Origin of the sequence: Myxococcus sp. AM010 (genome assembly GCF_013372585.1) — a bacterium.
Lineage (GTDB): Bacteria > Myxococcota > Myxococcia > Myxococcales > Myxococcaceae > Myxococcus > Myxococcus vastator.
Window position 1 is genome coordinate 98,002 of the sequence record NZ_JABXEO010000014.1, and the last position, 17,560, is coordinate 115,561.

At 71.2% G+C, this 17,560-nt stretch carries 14 protein-coding genes; 7 read left to right on the forward strand and 7 right to left on the reverse strand.

Going from position 1 to position 17,560, the window contains the following annotated elements; genetic code table 11:
• Window positions 1-20: 20 nt before the first annotated feature.
• Entirely contained in the window at window positions 21-1,523 is a 1,503-nt protein-coding gene (locus HV826_RS10255; RefSeq protein WP_176416819.1) for a Do family serine endopeptidase, read from the reverse strand.
• Window positions 1,524-1,930: 407 nt separating this feature from the next.
• On the opposite strand from HV826_RS10255, the gene HV826_RS10260 reads away from it, so the two are divergent.
• Both HV826_RS10260 and HV826_RS10265 read left to right on the forward strand, forming a co-directional pair.
• A complete protein-coding gene (locus HV826_RS10260; RefSeq protein WP_407938389.1) occupies window positions 1,931-2,431 on the forward strand; it encodes a response regulator in 501 nt (166 codons plus the stop codon).
• Window positions 2,432-2,591: 160 nt separating this feature from the next.
• Window positions 2,592-3,392, forward strand: coding sequence for a glutaminyl-peptide cyclotransferase (locus HV826_RS10265; RefSeq protein ID WP_176416820.1), 801 nt, complete (start codon window positions 2,592-2,594; stop codon window positions 3,390-3,392).
• A 4-nt stretch (window positions 3,393-3,396) separates the two neighbouring features.
• Here the strand turns inward: HV826_RS10265 and HV826_RS10270 are convergent, their stop codons facing one another.
• The 4 genes from HV826_RS10270 to HV826_RS10285 form a co-directional block, all read right to left on the reverse strand.
• Window positions 3,397-4,764 carry a sigma-54 dependent transcriptional regulator gene (locus tag HV826_RS10270; RefSeq protein ID WP_176416821.1) on the reverse strand — a complete coding sequence of 456 codons (1,368 nt, stop codon included), beginning with the start codon at window positions 4,762-4,764 and terminating at the stop codon, window positions 3,397-3,399.
• Window positions 4,746-6,224, reverse strand: a complete 1,479-nt coding sequence (locus HV826_RS10275; RefSeq protein ID WP_176416822.1) for a HAMP domain-containing sensor histidine kinase — start codon at window positions 6,222-6,224, stop codon at window positions 4,746-4,748. Before HV826_RS10275 ends, HV826_RS10270 begins: the two co-directional genes overlap by 19 nt.
• 293 nt (window positions 6,225-6,517) lie before the next feature.
• Window positions 6,518-7,069 (reverse strand): metal-dependent hydrolase, encoded by a 552-nt coding sequence (locus HV826_RS10280; protein ID WP_176416823.1) that lies wholly within the window; start codon window positions 7,067-7,069, stop codon window positions 6,518-6,520.
• Window positions 7,070-7,101: 32 nt separating this feature from the next.
• Entirely contained in the window at window positions 7,102-7,335 is a 234-nt protein-coding gene (locus tag HV826_RS10285; RefSeq protein ID WP_163783952.1) for a hypothetical protein, read from the reverse strand.
• Between the two features lie 102 nt (window positions 7,336-7,437).
• Between HV826_RS10285 and HV826_RS10290 the strand changes: the two genes are divergently transcribed.
• Window positions 7,438-7,986, forward strand: coding sequence for a MarR family transcriptional regulator (locus HV826_RS10290; RefSeq protein WP_176416824.1), 549 nt, complete (start codon window positions 7,438-7,440; stop codon window positions 7,984-7,986).
• Window positions 7,987-8,048: 62 nt separating this feature from the next.
• Here the strand turns inward: HV826_RS10290 and HV826_RS10295 are convergent, their stop codons facing one another.
• Window positions 8,049-9,083 carry a polysaccharide lyase gene (locus tag HV826_RS10295; RefSeq protein ID WP_176416825.1) on the reverse strand — a complete coding sequence of 345 codons (1,035 nt, stop codon included), beginning with the start codon at window positions 9,081-9,083 and terminating at the stop codon, window positions 8,049-8,051.
• A gap of 452 nt (window positions 9,084-9,535) precedes the next feature.
• Here HV826_RS10295 and HV826_RS10300 point away from each other — a divergent pair, with 452 nt between their 5' ends.
• The gene (locus tag HV826_RS10300; protein WP_176416826.1) at window positions 9,536-12,280 is read left to right on the forward strand and encodes a CHAT domain-containing protein; all 2,745 of its coding nucleotides are present in this window, start codon (window positions 9,536-9,538) and stop codon (window positions 12,278-12,280) included.
• 27 nt (window positions 12,281-12,307) lie between these two features.
• On the opposite strand, the gene HV826_RS10305 is transcribed toward HV826_RS10300, so the two are convergent.
• Window positions 12,308-13,315 (reverse strand): cupin-like domain-containing protein, encoded by a 1,008-nt coding sequence (locus HV826_RS10305; RefSeq protein WP_176416827.1) that lies wholly within the window; start codon window positions 13,313-13,315, stop codon window positions 12,308-12,310.
• A gap of 459 nt (window positions 13,316-13,774) precedes the next feature.
• Between HV826_RS10305 and HV826_RS10310 the strand changes: the two genes are divergently transcribed.
• From HV826_RS10310 to HV826_RS10320, 3 genes are all read left to right on the forward strand, one after another.
• Window positions 13,775-14,335 (forward strand): RNA polymerase sigma factor, encoded by a 561-nt coding sequence (locus HV826_RS10310; RefSeq protein ID WP_176416828.1) that lies wholly within the window; start codon window positions 13,775-13,777, stop codon window positions 14,333-14,335.
• Window positions 14,332-15,735 (forward strand): zf-HC2 domain-containing protein, encoded by a 1,404-nt coding sequence (locus HV826_RS37855; RefSeq protein WP_176416829.1) that lies wholly within the window; start codon window positions 14,332-14,334, stop codon window positions 15,733-15,735. Before HV826_RS10310 ends, HV826_RS37855 begins: the two co-directional genes overlap by 4 nt.
• Window positions 15,736-15,916: 181 nt before the next feature.
• The gene (locus HV826_RS10320; protein WP_176416830.1) at window positions 15,917-17,551 is read left to right on the forward strand and encodes an acyl-CoA synthetase; all 1,635 of its coding nucleotides are present in this window, start codon (window positions 15,917-15,919) and stop codon (window positions 17,549-17,551) included.
• The last annotated feature ends 9 nt before the right edge of the window (window positions 17,552-17,560 follow it).

The following is a 17,560-nucleotide window of genomic DNA, read 5'->3' on the forward strand; positions in this document are numbered from 1 at the left end:
AAGGTTTCCCACCACCGTGTTCAGCGTTCCGGGACTTCCACCGCGCGCAGCAGCGTGGACTCCGAGCCCGGCATGCGCACGCGCAGGAGCAGCGCGGCGCCAGGCTTCGCGGACGTCAGCGCCTGGGCGGCGTCAGACACGCTGGCGATTTTCTGGTCGCCGACCTGGACCAGCACCATGCCCGGCACCAGCCCGCCGCGCTCGGCGGGGCTGCCGGGCTCCACGGCCACCACCTGCGCGCCGCCGTCCCGCGTCTCCGTCAGCTGCACGCCCAGTCGCCTCGGCGCGGAGGCGGACGCGTTGCGCGGGAGCACCTCTTGCTCGCCATTCAGCGCGGGCCGCGTGCCCAGGGTGACGTCCAGCGACTGCGTCTTGCCGCCGCGCAGCAGGTCCACCTTCACGCGGCTGTCGGGCTGGAGCAGGGCCACGGCGCGCGTCAGCCCGCCCGCGGACTCCACCGGCCTGCCATTGACAGAGGTGATGACGTCCTCCTCGCGCAGGCCGGCGCGCTCGCCCGGGCTGCCGCGGTTGACGCCCGCCACCACCGCGCCCTTCATCGCCTCCAGGCCCAGCGCCCGCGCCAGGTCCGGCGTGAGGTCCTGCACGGCCAGGCCCAGCCAGCCGCGGCGCACCACGCCCGTCTCCTTGAGCTGCGGTAGCAGCGCCTGGATGAGCTTGCTGGGCACCGCGAAGCCAATGCCCGTGGCGCCGCCGACGATGGCGGTGTTCATGCCCACCACCTCACCCTTCATGTTGAAGAGCGGCCCGCCGGAGTTGCCGGGGTTGATGGCGGCGTCCGTCTGGAGGAAGTCGTCATAGGGGCCCGCCTGGATGTCGCGGGCCCGCGCGGACAGGATGCCCGCGCTCACGCTGGACGCCAGGCCGAAGGGATTGCCAATGGCCATGACGGCGTCGCCCACGCGCAGCGCGTCCGAGTCCCCCAGCGGCACCGCCGGCAGGTTGCCCGGCGCCTCCTTCAGCTTCAGCAGGGCCACGTCGGTGAGCGGATCGCGCCCCATCACCTCCGCGTCGAAGGCACGCCCGTCGTCCAGCTTCACGCGCACCTGGTCGGCGTCCTCCACCACGTGGTTGTTGGTGAGGACGATGCCCGCGGCGTCGATGATGAAGCCGGAGCCCGCGCCCTGTCGCGCCGGGCCGTTGCCCTCGCCGCCGAAGCCGGGCGGCAGGCCGAAGCGCTCCGCCATCCCGGGCGGCAGGCGCTGCATGGCGGCTGACCTGCGGGGCCGCGCGCGCACCTCCACGTTGACCACCGCGCCCTTCACCGCGTCCACCAGCGGGGCCAGCGAGGTGATGCCGCCCTGGCTTCCGGCCACGGCCGGATTGAAGAGCGCCTTCTGGATGGGCGGCGCCGCCTGCGCTGGAGCAGCGGCGGCGACCTGGGCGGTGGGAGCGGGCGGCGCCGCGGACGCGGAGCCAATGGCCTGGCCGCAGGCGCCAAGCGTGGCGGCGGGAAGAAGGACCAGAGCACTGAGGAGGCGGCGGGACGGGAGCGAGCAGGTCATTGTTCGTTCTCCAATCGAGAGGGAAAATGCCGGTTCAGGCGAGGGGCCTGCGCGAGAAAGGTCCCACCTTGGAGGGGTGGAAGATGATGCCCGGCCGCCGACTGTCCCCCGACGTCAGCAGCGGTCATCGCCATGGGGTTTCTTGTGTGAGCCCCGCGCCCGAACCGATGCTGGGAGGCATTGCAGGTGGCGGGCCAACGCGCTTCGCTCTCGGGATGCCTCGGGGCCACGGGCCGTGCGTGCCCCAGGTGCCCCGTCGTTCCGGGGCAAACTGCCCCGGCTTGGGGCATTTCTCCCCGAGGCAACGTGCCCCGCCCAGGGCCCACGGCGTGGCACGGGGGATGCTCATGCGTGGGACGCCGGGCGCCGCCCCGTCCCCAAGCGAGGAAGGGGCCCAGGTGCCGGGCGTGCCCACCACACCCAAGGAGCAACGATTGATGGGGCCAGATGAAGTCACGGCGGTCAGCGATGAGGTTCGGGAGTGGCCGCGGTCGACGCGGGAGTGGGTGGCGCGCCGCAGCGCTCCGCGCATCCTCCTGGGGGAGGACCAGCCGGAGATGCGCAGCCTGCTGAAGCGAGCGCTGTCCCGGCGCGGGTATGACGTCGTGGAAGCTCCGGACGGGCCGGGGCTCGTCAAGGCCCTGGTGGACGGACTGCTCGCGCAGCAGACGCAGGTCCCCGACCTCATCGTCACCGACGTGCGCATGCCCGGCTTCTCGGGCATCGAGGTGCTGGCCCGCCTGCGCCGCGAGGGCTGGACGACGCCCGTCATCCTCATCACCGCCTTCGGGGATGCGCAGCTCCACGAGGAAGCGGAGCTGCTCGGCGCGGCGCGCGTGCTCAACAAGCCCTTTGCCATGGAGGACTTGTGCGAGGCGGTGGAGGCGCTGGTGCCGCCTCCGCGCTGAGCCTTCACGGCGCGCGTGCCCCGACTGTTCACCCGGTGTCGCGGGCCCGCCGTTGAATCCGATGGACGCGGTGGTACGGGTGCTTGCACCCTGACGGGCCTGGGTCCAGGCTCGCGCGGGGCGGTCGGCGTCGCACGAGCCGCTTCACTCGAGGCGTCTCATGCGGATTCCAACCTGGCTGCTGTCATTGCTCGCGCTGGGCGCGGCGTGCCATTGCAGCCCCACGAACCGGCCGGTGCCGGATGCGGGAGGCGGCGTGCAGGAGCCCGTGCGGCGCGTGGCGCACATCATCCGTGAGTATCCACACGCGACGAATGCCTTCACCCAGGGGCTGGTGTTCCACCAGGGGCACCTCTTCGAGAGCACGGGGCACCAGGGGACGCTGCGGCAGTTGTCGCTGGAGAGCGCGCAGCCGGTGTGGATGGAGCGGCTGGGGAACATCTTCGCGGAGGGCCTGGCCAGCGACGGCGAGCGCCTGTACCAGCTTACCTGGACCGAAGGCCTGCTCTTCACCTGGAGCGGCCTGCCTCCGCGGCGCGAGCGGACCACGCGCTACGCGGGGGATGGCTGGGGCCTGTGCTACTGGGACGGGAAGCTGGTGCGCAGCGATGGCGGCACCATGCTCACCTTCCACGAGCCCGACGGCTTCGCCCTGGTGGGCGCGGTGCAGGTGAAGCTGCGCGGCCAGCCCGTGGAGCTCATCAACGAGTTGGAGTGCGCCAACGGCGTCATCTACGCCAACATCTGGCACAGCTCGGACGTGCTGGAAATCGACCCCGCCACGGGGACGGTGGTGGGCGTCATCGACGCGTCGGCGCTGACGCGCGCGGTGGCGGGGCAGGTGACCAGCCCGGAGGCGGTGCTCAATGGCATCGCCGTGGAGCCGGGCTCGGGCCGCATCTTCATGACGGGCAAGCTGTGGCCCCGCCTCTTCGAGGTGCGCCTGGGCGAGGTGGACTGAGACGTCAGCCCTTGCGGGTGCCGTCGTCGCGCTCCAGCTTGCGGTACAGCGTCTTGCGGTCCACCCCGAGGATGCGCGCCGCCAGCGTGCGGCTGCCGCCCACCGCCTCCAGCACGCGGTGGATGTAGCGCCGCTCCAGCTCCTCCAGCGTCACCAGCTCCGAGGCGTCCTGCGTCTCCGGCACCACGCGCGGCTGGCTGTAGTTGCGGACGCGCTCGGGCAGGTCGTCCACGGTGATTTCCTCGAAGGAGGTGAGCGCCACGGCGCGCTCCAGGCAGTTCTGCAGCTCGCGCACGTTGCCCGGCCAGCCGTAGGCCAGCAGCCGCTGGGCCGCCGCGGGGGACGGGCCCAGCACGCGCTTCCCGGTGCGCGAGGCGAACTGTTCGATGAAGCGCTGGGACAGGGCCAGCACGTCGTTGCCGCGCGCGCGCAGCGGCGGCAGCTCCACGCCGATGACGTTGAGCCGGTAGTAGAGGTCCTCGCGGAAGCGGTCCTCCTCCACGGCCAGCTCCAAGTCCCGGTTGGTGGCGGCGACGATGCGCGCGTCGAAGGGGACCTCGGTGTCGCCGCCCACCGGGCGCACCGTGCGCTCCTGCAGGGCGCGCAGCAGCTTGGGCTGGAGGGTGAGGGGCAGCTCGCCCACCTCGTCCAGGAAGAGGGTGCCGCCGTTGGCCTGGACGAACAGGCCGGTGCGCGCGGCCTTGGCGTCGGTGAAGGCGCCCTTGGCGTGGCCGAACAGCTCGCTCTCCAGCAGGGCCTCCGGCATGGCCGCGCAGTTGATGGCGACGAAGGGCCCCTCCTTGCGGCGCCCGCGCGTATGGACGGCCCGGGCCGCCACCTCCTTGCCGGTGCCGCTCTCGCCGGTAATCAGCACCGTGGAGTCCAGGTCCGCCACGCGGTCGATGAGCGCGTAGGCCTGCTTCATGGCGGGGCTCTCACCCACCACGGCGCCGCTGTCCTCGCGCCGGCCCAGCTCCTGGCGCAGCCTGCGCACCTCTTCCCGCAGGGCGCGGTGCTGCACGGCGCGCTCCAGCACCAGCACCAGCGCGTCCACGTCGATGGGCTTGGTGACGAAGTCGTAAGCGCCGGCGCGGATGGCGGCCACCGCCGTCTCCAGGCTGCCGAAGGCCGTCACCACCACCACGGGGATGTCCGGGCGGTTGAGGGCGATGCGCTCGCACAGCGCGAGCCCGTCCATGCCGGGCATGCGCAGGTCCGTGAGCACCACGTCGAAGTCCTCGGCGGCCAGCCGCACCAGGGCCTCGTCCGCGGACGGGAGCGCCACGGGCGTGAAGCCCCGGCGCGTGAGCCCCTTCTCCAACATCGCGCGCATCTCGCGCTCGTCCTCGACGACTAGGACGCGGCCTGGCATGTGTCCTCACCTCTTGGCAGGTAGATGGAGAAGCAGCTACCGCGTCCGGGCTCGCTGCGCACGGCAATCCAGCCGCCATGCTCCAGCATGAGCCCATAGGAGACAGACAGGCCCAGCCCGGTGCCCTCGCCCACGTCCTTGGTGGTGAAGAAGGGCTCGAAGACGTGGGACAGCACGTCCTCGGGGATGCCCTGGCCCTGGTCCTCCACGTCCAGGCGCACGAAGTCCGCCTCGGGCCCGCCCACGTCCGGGGGCGGGGTGCTCCGGGTGTGGGCCGCGCTGACGCGCACCGTGCCCGGCTGCTTCATGGCCTGCACGCCGTTCATCACCAGGTTCGTGAGCACCTGCTGCACCTGGCCCGCGTCCACCTCCACCGTGAGCCCCGCGGGGATGTCCGTCTCCAGCGTGACGCTGCTTCGCGCCGCCATGGAGCGCAGCAGCGACAGGGTGCGTTCGACCAGGCCCTGCACGTCTTCCGGTGCGCGGTGCGGCTTCCTCCGCCGCGCGAAGTCGAGGAGCTGGCGGATGATGGCCGTCATGTGCTGGGCCTGCTGCGAGATGATTTGCGCGCACTCGCCCACTTCTTCGCCCTCCGCCTCGCCGGAGGAGATCATCTTCGCCCGGCCCATGACGACGTTGAGCGGGGTGCCCAGCTCATGCGCCACGCCGGAGGCCAGCTTGCCCACGGTGGTGAGCCGGTCCGCGTGACGCAGGTGGTCCACGGCGGACAGCCGCGCGGCCGTCTCCGTGGCGAGGCGCGAGCGCGTCTCCTCCAGTTGTTCGCCCATGCGGTTCATGGCGCCGGCCAGCGTGGTGAGCTCGTCGCCGCGGCGCTGCGGGAGCGGCACGCGGGCGGTGAGGTCGCCCTGGCCAATGCGGTGGGCCAGGGACACGAGCTGGTCCACCGGCTCGCCCACCAGCCGGCGGCCCATGGCCATGGCGGCCACGATGAAGCCAAGGGCCATGGCGGCGGTGGCGGCGAAGGTGCCCATGACCACGGTGTTGACGTACCGCTGCTGTTCGCCCAGCGACTCGGTGATTTCGATGGCGCCCAGCCGGTTGCCGATGAGCACCGGCGTGTACGAATGCAGCAGGCCCGGGTCCACGGCGGGGTCCACCATGGAGCCGTCCTTGCCCTGGAGCAGGGACGCGAGCAGGCGCGGCGGGAAGCCAGTGAGGGCCGGGGTGCCAGGGCCGCCATCCAGCCACACCCAGCGCAGGTGGACCTGCTCCTGGAAGCGGTTGGCCTGCTGGAGCAGGGTGAGCGCCTCGCGCTCTCCGGCGAGCTGCCACGCCTTGCCGATGGAGCCCGCGAGCGTGTGGCCGAGCAACCGGTGGTCATGCTGCATGTCCAGGGCGGAGCGCTCGAGCTCGCGGCGGACCTGGACGTACTGCAAGCCCGCCATGACGGCGATGGCGAGCAGGACGAGGGCGAGGGTGAACTTGCGGGCGAGTCTCACGGGCGGTTCGAAAGAGGCTGCTCCGGTCCGTGCGCCTCGAGGGGGAGGGAGCGCACGGACCGGAGGTGGGTTCTCACAACGTACCGCGAGTGCCGCAACAAGGAAGGCGGCGTTTGCCGCACGGGCCCTCGCCGGCCGTCGGGACGGGCGGGCCTTGCTTCCTTGGGCTCACGCAAAGCATCCGCTGTGCCAATGGGGGCGGGGTGGTGCCTCACTCGGGGACGCGTGTGCCGTGTCCCACCCTGGGCGGGGCAGATTGCCTCGGAGAGGGGCAGGATGCCCCGGGCACCTTTCTACAAGCCCGACGTCTTATGTCCTCGCACGAAATCCTCACGGAGGAACCGGCGCCGGAGCGTGCGCGTGACCTCCGCGTCCCACCGGGCGGAGAACACCTCCACGAAGGTGCGGCGGAAGCGCAGCGCGCACGCCAGACACAGCAGCGTGGTGGCCAGCCCGATGACCGCGTTCTGCCAGGAGGCGAGGTTCCACTGCCCCTGCCAGAACCACTCCCGCATGCTCGTGGGCCAGTAGTAGTAGCTGGGCCAGCCCGGGCCGCTGCCCGCGAGGTCGCAGAGCAGGTGCAGGTGGAAGGCGAACAGGGACAATGCCGCCACCCGCAGCCGCTCACGCGCCAGCGCCGCGCAGGCCACCGCCGTGACGATGGCGCCCACGTAGCCATGGAAGATGACGTGGTGATAGCGGATGTAGGCCGCCTCGCCCGCGAGCAGCGTGAGCCCATCCAGGTCCGGCGCCAGTCCCGCGCAAGTGACGAGGATGCGGTCCCTGCGCTCACGCAGCCCCTGCGCCGCGAGCCAGGCCAGCTCGGCATGGACAATCGGATTCATGTCCGCAGCCTATGCCGCTGCCCGGCCTCACTTCACCCGACCACGGGCGCTCGCCGGGGTGTGCCGAGCAGCTCCAGCGTGCGCATCGCCACGTCCACCAGGGAGGAGGCACACGGGTGGCAGCCGCCACCGCAGCAGCCCGGCCATTCACCCTCCGGGTCACGCAGCAGGGGATACACGCAGCCCCGCAGCGAGTCCGGCAAGCCGACCTCCTCGCACGCGCGGCGCAGCGCCGCCTGCACGGCCGCGTCCTTCACATCCAGCACGGCCCGTTCATAACGCCCGGGCCAGCAGGCGCCAGCCCCCGGTGCAAGGTCGCTCCCTTTCTGATTGCCTAAAACCATTAGGAGCCTTACGAGGCCGGTGCCGTGCCTACTCGATCTCCCACTTCCCCGGCGCCCGCGGCGCTGCCGCGCTACGAGCGGCTCCGGCGCCTGGCGCTGCGCTTCCCTGAGCTCGACGCGAGCGCCATCGAGACGTGCATCGCCCTGCTGAGGGCTTCGCACGACTTGTCGGGGGCCTACGACGCGCACCTGGGCCGTCACGGCCTGTCGATGGGGCGCTTCATGGTGCTGGTCCGGCTGCTCACCACCGAGGACGACGAGGTGGAGCGCGTGAGTGGGCTCACGCCCGCGGACCTGGCGGAGAGCTCCGGCGTCAGCCGGGCCACGATGACGGGGCTGCTGGACACGCTGGAGAAGGACGCCCTCATCTCCCGCGAGGACCATCCGGGGGACCGCCGCATGTACACGGTGCGCCTCACGCCCAAGGCCCGGCAGCTCATCGAAGGCGTGTTGCCGGACCACTACCGGCGGATTGCCGCGCTGATGGCGCCCTTGAGCGAAGAGGAGCGCGCCACGCTGCGGACCTTGCTGGCGAAGGTCACCTCGGGGCTCCCCCTGCTCAAGGAGCCCTGACTCACGACCTCGCCGCGCGGGGCCTGCCGGAGCACCGACACGCCCCGCGATGACCAGGCCGCTCAGCGCTTCGCGTGGGCGCGAGCCCGGGCGGGCTTGCGGCGGCGGGTGAACAACGCGGCGAAGGAGAGCAGGCCCGCGGCGACGGTGATGGGCACACCCGCCGCTCCGCCGCCGGAGGCATTGCAGCCCTGCGCCCCATCGGCGCCTGGCGGACGCTCCCCGGAGAGGAGCTCCTCGGGGGTGGTGATGCCCCAGCGGGTCTGCGGCCGCGTCTCGGGCGTCTGGACGATGGGCGCGTCGGGGAGCTCCTCGGCCGGCGCGTCCTCACCCGGCTGCTCCGGCGCGGGGAGGGGGGGCTCCGGCGCGGGGGCCGGCGCCGGGGCCGGCGGCGGCATGACCTCCTCCAGCGTCGAGGCCATGGTGAAGCCGTCGTGGTACACGCTGGCCTCGGGACGGATGGCGTCGTCGCGGTACAGGCCCAGCTTCAGGTAGTTCATTTCCTTGCCGAACTGCGTCGCGATGGAGGTCTTCGGCACGACGACCTCGTTGTTGTGCCAGAGCTGGACGAAGCCCTTCTTCGCGTCGGACGACCACTTCACCTGCAACACGAAGTCGCTCCAGTCACCGCGCTTGAGCGGGGCCGTCCACAGCACCTTGCCATTCACTCCGCCCACGCGCATGTGCATCTCTTCGCCGCGCACGTAGAACTCCAGCGGCGGTGAGCCGCAGCAGCCCTCCTGGTGCCACTGCGCGAAGACCTGCCACCTGTCATCGAGCGGGTAGTCGGCGGGAAAGAGGGTGCTCCACTTGTAGTACCAGGTGGAGTCCGCCTTCTCCTGGCTGATGTAGAGCAACTCGTTGCGGTTGCCGCTGGCGTTGATGGGGTCATCGCCCTGGCGCACCGTGGCCTTCAGCGCATAGCGGCCCTCACGCACCACATCCGTCACCACCTGGAGACGGTTGTTGGAGACGCTCTGACTGCGCGTCCACTGCGAGGTGTTGCCCGTCTCGAAGTCGCCTTTCCACACCACGTCCGCGGAGGCGAACGAGGGAATCAGAGACACCAGGGCGGCAAGTCGAAGCAGCTGCGTCAAGCGAGGTCCTTTCGTTCCAGGTTGGCGCGGTAGGACACTCAGGCGGACGTGCTGCTTCCCGCTCGTGCCCTCTCGTCAAACCCTCGGGGGGACGTGGGCCCGCCGTCTCATGTGGAGGGCGGCCTGACGGGCGGGCCGCTGGCGTCATGCTGGCTTTTTCCACCTGGGAGGCAGTGATTCCGGAGGGATGCGCGGACGACCTGCACTCAAGGTTTTCAGCGCAAGCCGTCTCCAGGTCAGGCCGCCTGGTTCACGGCCTGACCACCCAGCGGAGCGTGGGCGGGCGGTAGGGGAGGTGGGCTGGAAAAAGCGGGCGAAATGCCGCGGGTGGCGATGCGCCAGGCGGCTGTTTCGGGTTGCCCAGCCTCCGCCGGAAGTCGGTGGGGAACGGTGGATGGTGTACAACGCGGTAGTTGGGCGGCTGCTTGGGGGTTGGCGCCCGAGGGGGCAGTATGTTGAAGCCGGCGTACGACAAAGTCCTGGTCCTGGCGCTGGCCACGCCCGTCTTGGTGTTGACCGTCTTGCTTGCCCGCACGCCCTCCAAGGGGAGCGGGGCACCTGTATCCGCGCAGTTCTGGGCGGAGCGGCGCTCCGCGTCACGCATCGAGGCCCGGCTCACGCACCCCGAAGCGGACCGCTACCGGCCACGCACGTCGGCGGGCGGCTGCCCCGTTGCTCCCGAACCCATTCCGCTGCGCGACCTCGCCCGGTTGGAGGAGGCGGGCGACCTGTCCGGCATCGCCTCCGCGTATGCCCTTCAGGGTGAGTGGAACCAGGCGGCCTCGTTCCTGGAGCGCATGCCCGCCTCTCCGGACCGCGACAGTGATTTGGCCGCGGTGTACCTCGCCCGCGGCTCGCATGAGCAGGCGTTGCGGTTGCTGGACGGCGTGCTGAAGGCGCAGCCGAGGCATGCGCAGGCCATGTGGAACCGCGCGCTGGTGCTCCAGTCGATGGGGCTCACGATGAAGGCGGCGGACACCTTCGAGCAGGTGGCGCTGATGGGGGAGTCGGGCTGGAGCCGCGAGGCGAAGGCCAACGCCCGCGAGCAACGCGACGCCACGATGGAGCGCGCCCGCCGGTGGAAGGAAGCGCGCGAGGCCACGCTGGCGCTGGTGGATGACCCTCAGGCACCTCTTCCGCTGGAGGCGGCCCGAAAGGACCCGGGCATCGTCCGGCAGGCATTCTATGAGGTGGTCCGCGCGGCGCCGTCGAAGGAGCGTGTCCTGGCCCTGCTGCCCCTGGCGCGGGAGCTGGACCGCGGCCACGGCGGCTCCACGCTGACGGACTACGTCCAGCGGGTGAGCCGCCGGAACTTCACGCGCCGCGGCGCACTGTCGCGCGAGTACGCGTCGCTGGTGCGCGGCAAGCTGAGCCAGCCGGACAAGCTGCTGGAGCGGGTGCTGGCCTCGGGAGAGGACGACCTCTTCCTGGGCACGGCCCAGCACACGCGCGCCACGCGCCGCATGTTGACCCAGGTCGTGGAGCGCGCGAAGCGCCAGAACGACCCCTGGTTCAACCTCTACATCGAGCGTGAGGAGGCCATCCGCGAGACGGCCGAGGGCCAGTGGTGGAAGGCCGAGCAGCGCATCTTCAACGCGCTCCAGCGCTGCCGCGAGGACGGCCTGTCCGCGCGCTGCGTGGACCTGGAGCTGCGGCTGGGCATCCTTTACGCCGACCTCCAGCGTCTCACCGAGGGCGAGCAGCACGCCCGCACCGCCTGGGCCTGGGCGCGCCAGCTCCGCGAGTGGGACATGGAGTTCACCGCCCTGGAGGCGCTGGCCGCCATCACCCGCTCGCGCGGGGACTTCGCCAGCTCGCGCGCCTATGTGGAGGAGTGGTCCGCCCGCGGGCGCGGCAACTGCGTCTGGCCCCGGGAGAACCTGGCTCACACGTACTACCTGGACAACAGCATGGACGACGCGCGCCGCGAGGTGGACGCGAACGCCGCCTGCGAGAACGAGCCGCTGAGCCTGCTGTTCGCCGTCAACCTGGCGGAACTGTCGCGCACCCGGCCGAAGCCCGGGGACGAGGCGCTGCTGCGGCGGGCCCTCACGTGGGCCAACCACAGCAACCCCATGCCCAGCGACGCGGTGTATGCCCGCTACGTGGAGGGCCGCTTCCTGCTGGACTCCGACAGGGCGCGGGGGCAGGCGCTGCTGCGGCAGACCCTCACCGAGGCGGAGGCGCTGCCTCGGGGAGATTCGCTGGCGCGCGAGGCCTGGGCGCTGAGCTATTCGTCGCTCGTCACGGACGCGGGCAAGGCGGGCGAGTACACCCAGGCGCTGGAGCTGATGGCCGCGCAGCTCGGCACGCCCGTGCCTCGGCGCTGCGCCCTGGCGGCGGCGGTGCACGGCGAGCGCACGGTGGTGGTGGCGCGTGGCACGCAAGGCCAGGTGCTGGGCCACTATGAGCCGGACCGACAGGGGCCCTTCAGCCGGGCGGACACCTCGCGGCTGGTGCCGGAGCGGCTGCGCGCGGTGCTGCGTGGCTGCGAGCGCGTGGACGTGCTCGCCTGGCCGCCTGTCTTCGGTCGCACGGACCTGTTGCCGCCGGAGGTGCCCTGGAGCTTCCGGCTCGGCCGCACGGCCCAGCCGCGCACCACGCCCACGGCCCGGCGGCTCGTCGTCTCCAGCGTGGATGCGCCCGCGCTGCTCCAACTGCCGCGGCTGCCGCAGTGGCTGCCCTCGCAGGAGCCGGAGGCGGTGCCGCTGCAGGTGCTGTCCGGTTCGGACGCCACGCCCGCGCGCGTGCTGGCGGACATGCGGGACGCCACCGAAATCGAAATCCACGCCCACGGCATCATGGACCCGGCGCTCTCGGACGCGTCGCTGGTGGTGCTGTCCCCGGAGACGAGCGGCCGCTACGCGCTCACCGCGGACGTGGTGCGCCAGCAGAAGCTCACGGGGGCGCCCATGGTGTTCCTGGCGGCGTGCAGCGCCGGACGCGCGGCGAGCACCACCACCAGCCACGAGCCCTTCAGCCTGCCCGCGGCCTTCATCGACGCGGGCGCGCGGGCGGTGCTGGCCTCCACGGTGGATATCCCGGATGCCGCCGGGCGTTTCTTCGATGGCGTCCGGCGCCGCATCCGTGAAGGCGCCGCGCCGGCGGTGGCCCTGCGGGACGAGCGTCAGCGCTGGTTGGAGCGGGACAGCCGTGCCGGGTGGACCCGGCACGTCATCCTCGTGGAGTCCTATTGAGTGCGGGCGTCCGCGCGGTGCGGCCGTCTACTGCGGAGTCCTCAGGTGCGTGTTGCCTCCCGGGAGCTGGAAATGATGGAACGTGACAGTGGCGCTCACGTCCAGTGCGCGCACCCAGTGCCACCACCCCACGGGCAGGAAGAGCAGCTCGCCCGGCTCCACCACGGCCTCCAGGACGGTGGCCTCGCCGTAGAGCGGGAAGCGCGCCGCGTCCGGGCTCGCCGCGTCCACGGCGCTGAAGGTGCCATGGCGCGGGTAGACGAGGTGACGCTGGAAGGACGGCACCAGCCGCACGTGCTTGCGGCCCATCACCTGGCCCAGCAGCACGTTCATGTTGTCGTGGTGGAGCGGGGTGACGGTGCCCGGTGGGCCCAGCAGCAGCGTCGTCATGTCCGGGCGCAGCTCCGGGTCGATGATGCCGGCGGGCGCGCGGATGTCCTCGCGCAGCCGGGCCAGCCCGTCGCGCTTCCAGTTCTCGTTGCGCGGCACCATGTAGAAGTCGTTCGTCTCTCCGTCCGTCTCCACCCGCTGGACGTAGTCGCGCAGCTTCACCACCTGGCGGTGTTTGTCGGGCTGCGAGGCATGGTCCGGATTGGCGTCGCGCCCGGACATGATTTCGACCTCCACGTCCCCGAAGCGCTCCCGGAAGTCCGCGAGCGACCAGCGGCGCATCGCCGGCCAGTCCTCCATGAAGCCTTGCAGCACCACCGGCCGGTGACCGAAGTAGTAGCGGGTGAAGAACTCCTCCGGGCTCACCCCGCGGCGCTTCTCCAGCGTCACCGCGCCGGACTGGCGGTGCAGCTCCGCGTAGAGGTCCGCCAGCGCCTCCAGCCACTCGTAGCGCCGGCCAATCCGCCGCGCCGCCACCACGTAGGGGTGCGCCTGCGCCGCGGCAATCTCCCGCTGCGCCAGCGAAGCCTCCACGCCCGCATCCACCAGCACCCGCTGCGCGTCCTCCGTGCTCACGCCCAGGGCGAGGTTCTCCGCCAGCCAGGTGTGCCACTCCAATGCCAGGCGCGAGTCTTCCCTGCTCATTCAGAACTCCGTGAATTCCATGTCGCGAGTCATCCCGTCAGATGCGCGGGGTTGGCGCGTGTCGTGATAAGGACTGTACGTGTTGCCGTATCACCCCTGTCTAGCTTTCAGACCATCCCCATCGCGAGGTGCGAGCGCTCATGACGCCCGTCGAATCCCTTATGGCCGGTAGCTTGGATTCCGAGTCCGGCGAAGCCCACGTGAAGAACACCTACGTCAACTGCGACACGGCCAGCGTCGCCCCGCGAAAGCGGCTCCCGCTGCCGCCGCCCGCGGTTTCTCCCCTGGCCGGGCCGGAGCATCCGAGCCCCAGTCAGGCCCGCTAAGCGCCAGGCCCGGGCGGGGGTTTTCACCCTCCCGGGCATTTTTCTGCCCGGGTCTTTCTTTTTCTTCTCAAGGATTGGAACGCCGCGCGTTTCTGACTGGGTAACGCGCAGGCGCGCACGTGAGTGGGGCTGAATGTCCAACCTCTTCAACCGGGAGCGGAGGCGCTTTGAAGCGTTCATCCGTCAGCATCGGCCCAGCCTCCTAGGGCTGGCCCGCCGGTTGTGTGCCCGCTCCAGCCTGGAGCCGGAGGACCTCGTCCAGGAGACCTTCGAACGGGCGATGCCGGAGTTCGAGCATCTGAAGGACCGGACGGACTCCGCGGCGGCTGCGTGGCTGTGTACGACGATGACGAACCGCTTCCTGGACTATTGCCGCCGCCAGCGGACGGAGTTCCGGGGGATGCCGCACCTGGCGCTGGTACAGGATTTGGCGATGTCACCAGACGAGACCCAGGAGAACTGGGAGCTGGTGAGCACGGACGCCTTCCAGAAGGCCATCGAGCGGCTGAAGCCTCATCTGCGTGACGCCTACCGCCTTCACGCGGCGGGCAAGCGCTACAACGCCATCGCCGAGCATTTCAATGTTCCCGTGGGCACCGTGGGCAGTTGGCTCACCCTGGCCCGTAGGGATTTGAAGGAACTGCTGCTGCCCCAGGTGGTGGTAGCCCGGGAGCAGGGGGCCACGAGCTCATGATGACGCCATGCACCAATCTGCACCTCTTCGTGGACGGAGAGCTGTCCGCTCCCGACGCGGAGGCCTTCCGCCAGCACCTGGGACGTTGTCCCGAATGCGAGGCGGGGCTGAGGGACTTGCTCCAGTTGGAGCTGCTGGCCTCCCGCGCCCTGGGGGGGAGCGCCAGCGTCGCCGAGCCGCCTCCCGCGAAGGTGACGCCGCTGCGGCCGTGGATGCAGCGGGTGTCCCGCACGGTGGTGCCGGTGGCGCTGGCGGCGGGGCTGGCGGCGGTGGGTGTGTTCCGTCTCCAGGCGCAGCCGGAGGCCCCCGCCGACGTGTGGCTGGCGGGCGCGGACGTGCGGACCTTGGAGGCGCGGCTCAGCCACCCGATGGCGGACCGCTTCCTGCCCTACGAGCCGATGCGCGGCACGTCCGGCGCCGCGAACCCGTTGCCGCTGCGTCCCCTGGCGGAGCTGGAGGAGCAGCGAGACTTCCGGGGCATCGCCGCGGCCTATGCGCTGCGCGGGGACTGGCAGCAGGCGGAGTCCTTCCTGTCGCGGGCACCGGCCTCGGCGGACCGGGACAATGACCGCGCGGTGGTGGCCCTCAGCGGGCAGCGGTGGGAGGAGGCGCTGAACCTGCTCGGCGGCGCGCTGCGCCAGGAGCCGCGGCACGCGCAGGCGCTGTGGAACCGGGGCCTGGCGCTGCGGGGCCTGGGCCTGCTGAAGCAGGCGGAGGCGTCGTTCCGCGACGTCGCGTCGCTGCCGGGCCAGGAGGCGGGCTGGAAGGTGGCCGCGGAGAAGCGCGCGGAGGAGATGCGCGCGCTGCGTGACGCGGAGGCCGCCCGGTGGCGGCGCCAGGTGCGGGAGACGTGGACGCAGCTCACCGAGAAGACGGCGGATGCGTCGTACCTGGTGCACCAGCAGCCCGCGGTGACGCGCGCGGCGCTCTATGAAGTGGTGCGCTCGGCCACCTCGGCGGGCGCGGTGGCTTCGCTGCTGCCGCTCGCCGCGGCGTTGGACCGGCTGGGGGAAGGCACGGTGCTCCAGGACTACGTCCGGGATGTGGCGGCTCATGACTTCCAGGCGCGTGCGCCGCTGGCGGAGGACTATGCGCGGCTGGTGAAAGGGGAGTCCGTCCCCGGCCTGCTGGAGCGGCTGCGCGTCTCCCAGGAGACGGACCTGTACGTCGGCGCGCTGCTCCACACGGGCGAGGCCGCCCGGGACGCGGAGTCGCTGAAGGCCCTGCAGCGCTACGCCCATGGCTCCAGGGACCCGTGGCTCAACCTGCTGGCCGAGCGTGAGCGGGCCCGGAGCGAGGAGGCGTCCGGCCGCGCGGCCAACGCCGAGCACCTGCTGCTGGCCACGCTGCGCACGTGTGGCGCGTACAACACGCTCTTCCCGTGCGCTGAAATCAACTGAGCGCGCGCTTCGGATGAAGTCGCGCGCGAGGCCGGCCTGTGACAGGGCCGGCCGCTTGCGTTTGTGGGCTTCGCGCGGGCGCGTGTCCGGCACCGGGCGAACGCGGGACTCGCGGAGGACGCACCTGGCGCGGCGTGGCAGGCTCTCGCGGTTGGTTTCTTCCGCCCAGGAGTCGGCCGCCATGCCCCTGTCACCCCCTCGGAACATGAAGGACTACGAGGCCACCCGCCGGGACTTTCGGTGGGAGCGGCCCGAGCACTTCAACTTCGCGGCCGACGTCATCGATAGGTACGCCGCCGAGCGCCCGGAGGCGCTGGCCCTGTTGTGGTCCGACGAAGCGGGGCAGGAGCGGCGCTTCACGTGGGAGGACTTGCGGCGGCGCTCGTTGCACGCGGCCCGCTTCCTGGCGGAGCAGGGGCTGCGCCGGGGTGACCGGGTCTTCATCATGATGCCGCGTGTGCCGGAGTGGTGGTTCCTGGTGCTGGGCTGCATTCGCGTGGGCATCGTCTTCGTGCCGGGCACGCCCATGCTCACGCCGAAGGACATCCGCTACCGGTTGGAGGTGGCGGAGGCCCAGGTGGTGATTGCGGACATGAGCTGCCTGGAGCGCTTTGACGGCCTGGTGGGGACGGCGGGCAAGGGGGGCCGCACCTGGGTGTCGGTGGGCGAGGGCGCGCCGTCGCCGTGGGCGCGCTACGCGTCCGGTGTGGCGGACGCGGGCGCGGCCTTCGAGCCCACGCGCGCGGATGCGCCGCTGCTCATCTACTTCACGTCCGGAACCACGGGCATGCCGAAGATGGTGCTGCACACGCAGGCCAGCTACGGGCAGGGGCATGTGATTACCGGCCGCTTCTGGCTGGACCTGACGCCGGAGGACCGGCACCTGACGCTCAGCGACACCGGCTGGGCCAAGTGCGCGTGGGGCAAGCTCTTCGGGCCGTGGAGTCAGGGCGCGTGCAACGTCGTCTATGACTTCCGTGGCCGCTTCGAGCCCGCGAAGTTGCTGAAGGTGCTGGAGACGCAGCAGGTTACGACGTTCTGCGCGCCGCCCACCGCGTGGCGCGCGCTGGTGCTCCAGGACTTGAAGGCCTTCGACGTGTCCTCGCTGCGCCACACGGTGAGCGCGGGCGAGCCGCTCAATCCGGAGGTCATCGACACGTGGAAGGACGCCACCGGGCTGCACATTCACGAGGGCTACGGGCAGACGGAGACGGTGATGATTGTGGGCATGTTCCCCTCGATGACGCCGCGCGTGGGCTCCATGGGCAAGCCGTCCCCGGGCTTCACGGTGAGCGTCATCGACGACCAGGGTCAGGAGGTGGCGGACGGGCAGGAGGGGGACATCGCGGTGCGCGTGGCGCCCGAGCGGCCCGTGGGGTTGTTCCAGGGCTACCTCGGGGACGACGCGGCCAACGCTGCGTGCCGGCGTGGCGACTGGTACGTAACGGGAGACCGGGCCGTGCGCGACGCGGACGGCTACTTCTGGTTCGTGGGGCGCGCGGATGACGTCATCAAGACGTCGGGCTACCGCGTGGGGCCGTTCGAGGTGGAGTCCGCGCTGCTGGAGCACGACGCGGTGGCGGAGTCGGCCGTCATCGGTGTGCCGGACGAGAAGATTGGCCAGCGGGTGAAGGCCTTCGTGGTGCTGGCGCCGGGGCATACGGCATCCCCGGCGCTCGCGCAGGCGTTGCAGGAGCACGTGAAGCGGACGACTGCGCCCTACAAGTACCCGCGCGAAATCGAGTTCGTCACCGAGCTGCCGAAGACGGTGAGCGGGAAGATTCGCCGCGCGGAGCTGCGCGCCACGCGGGCGTAGGTCCGCGCG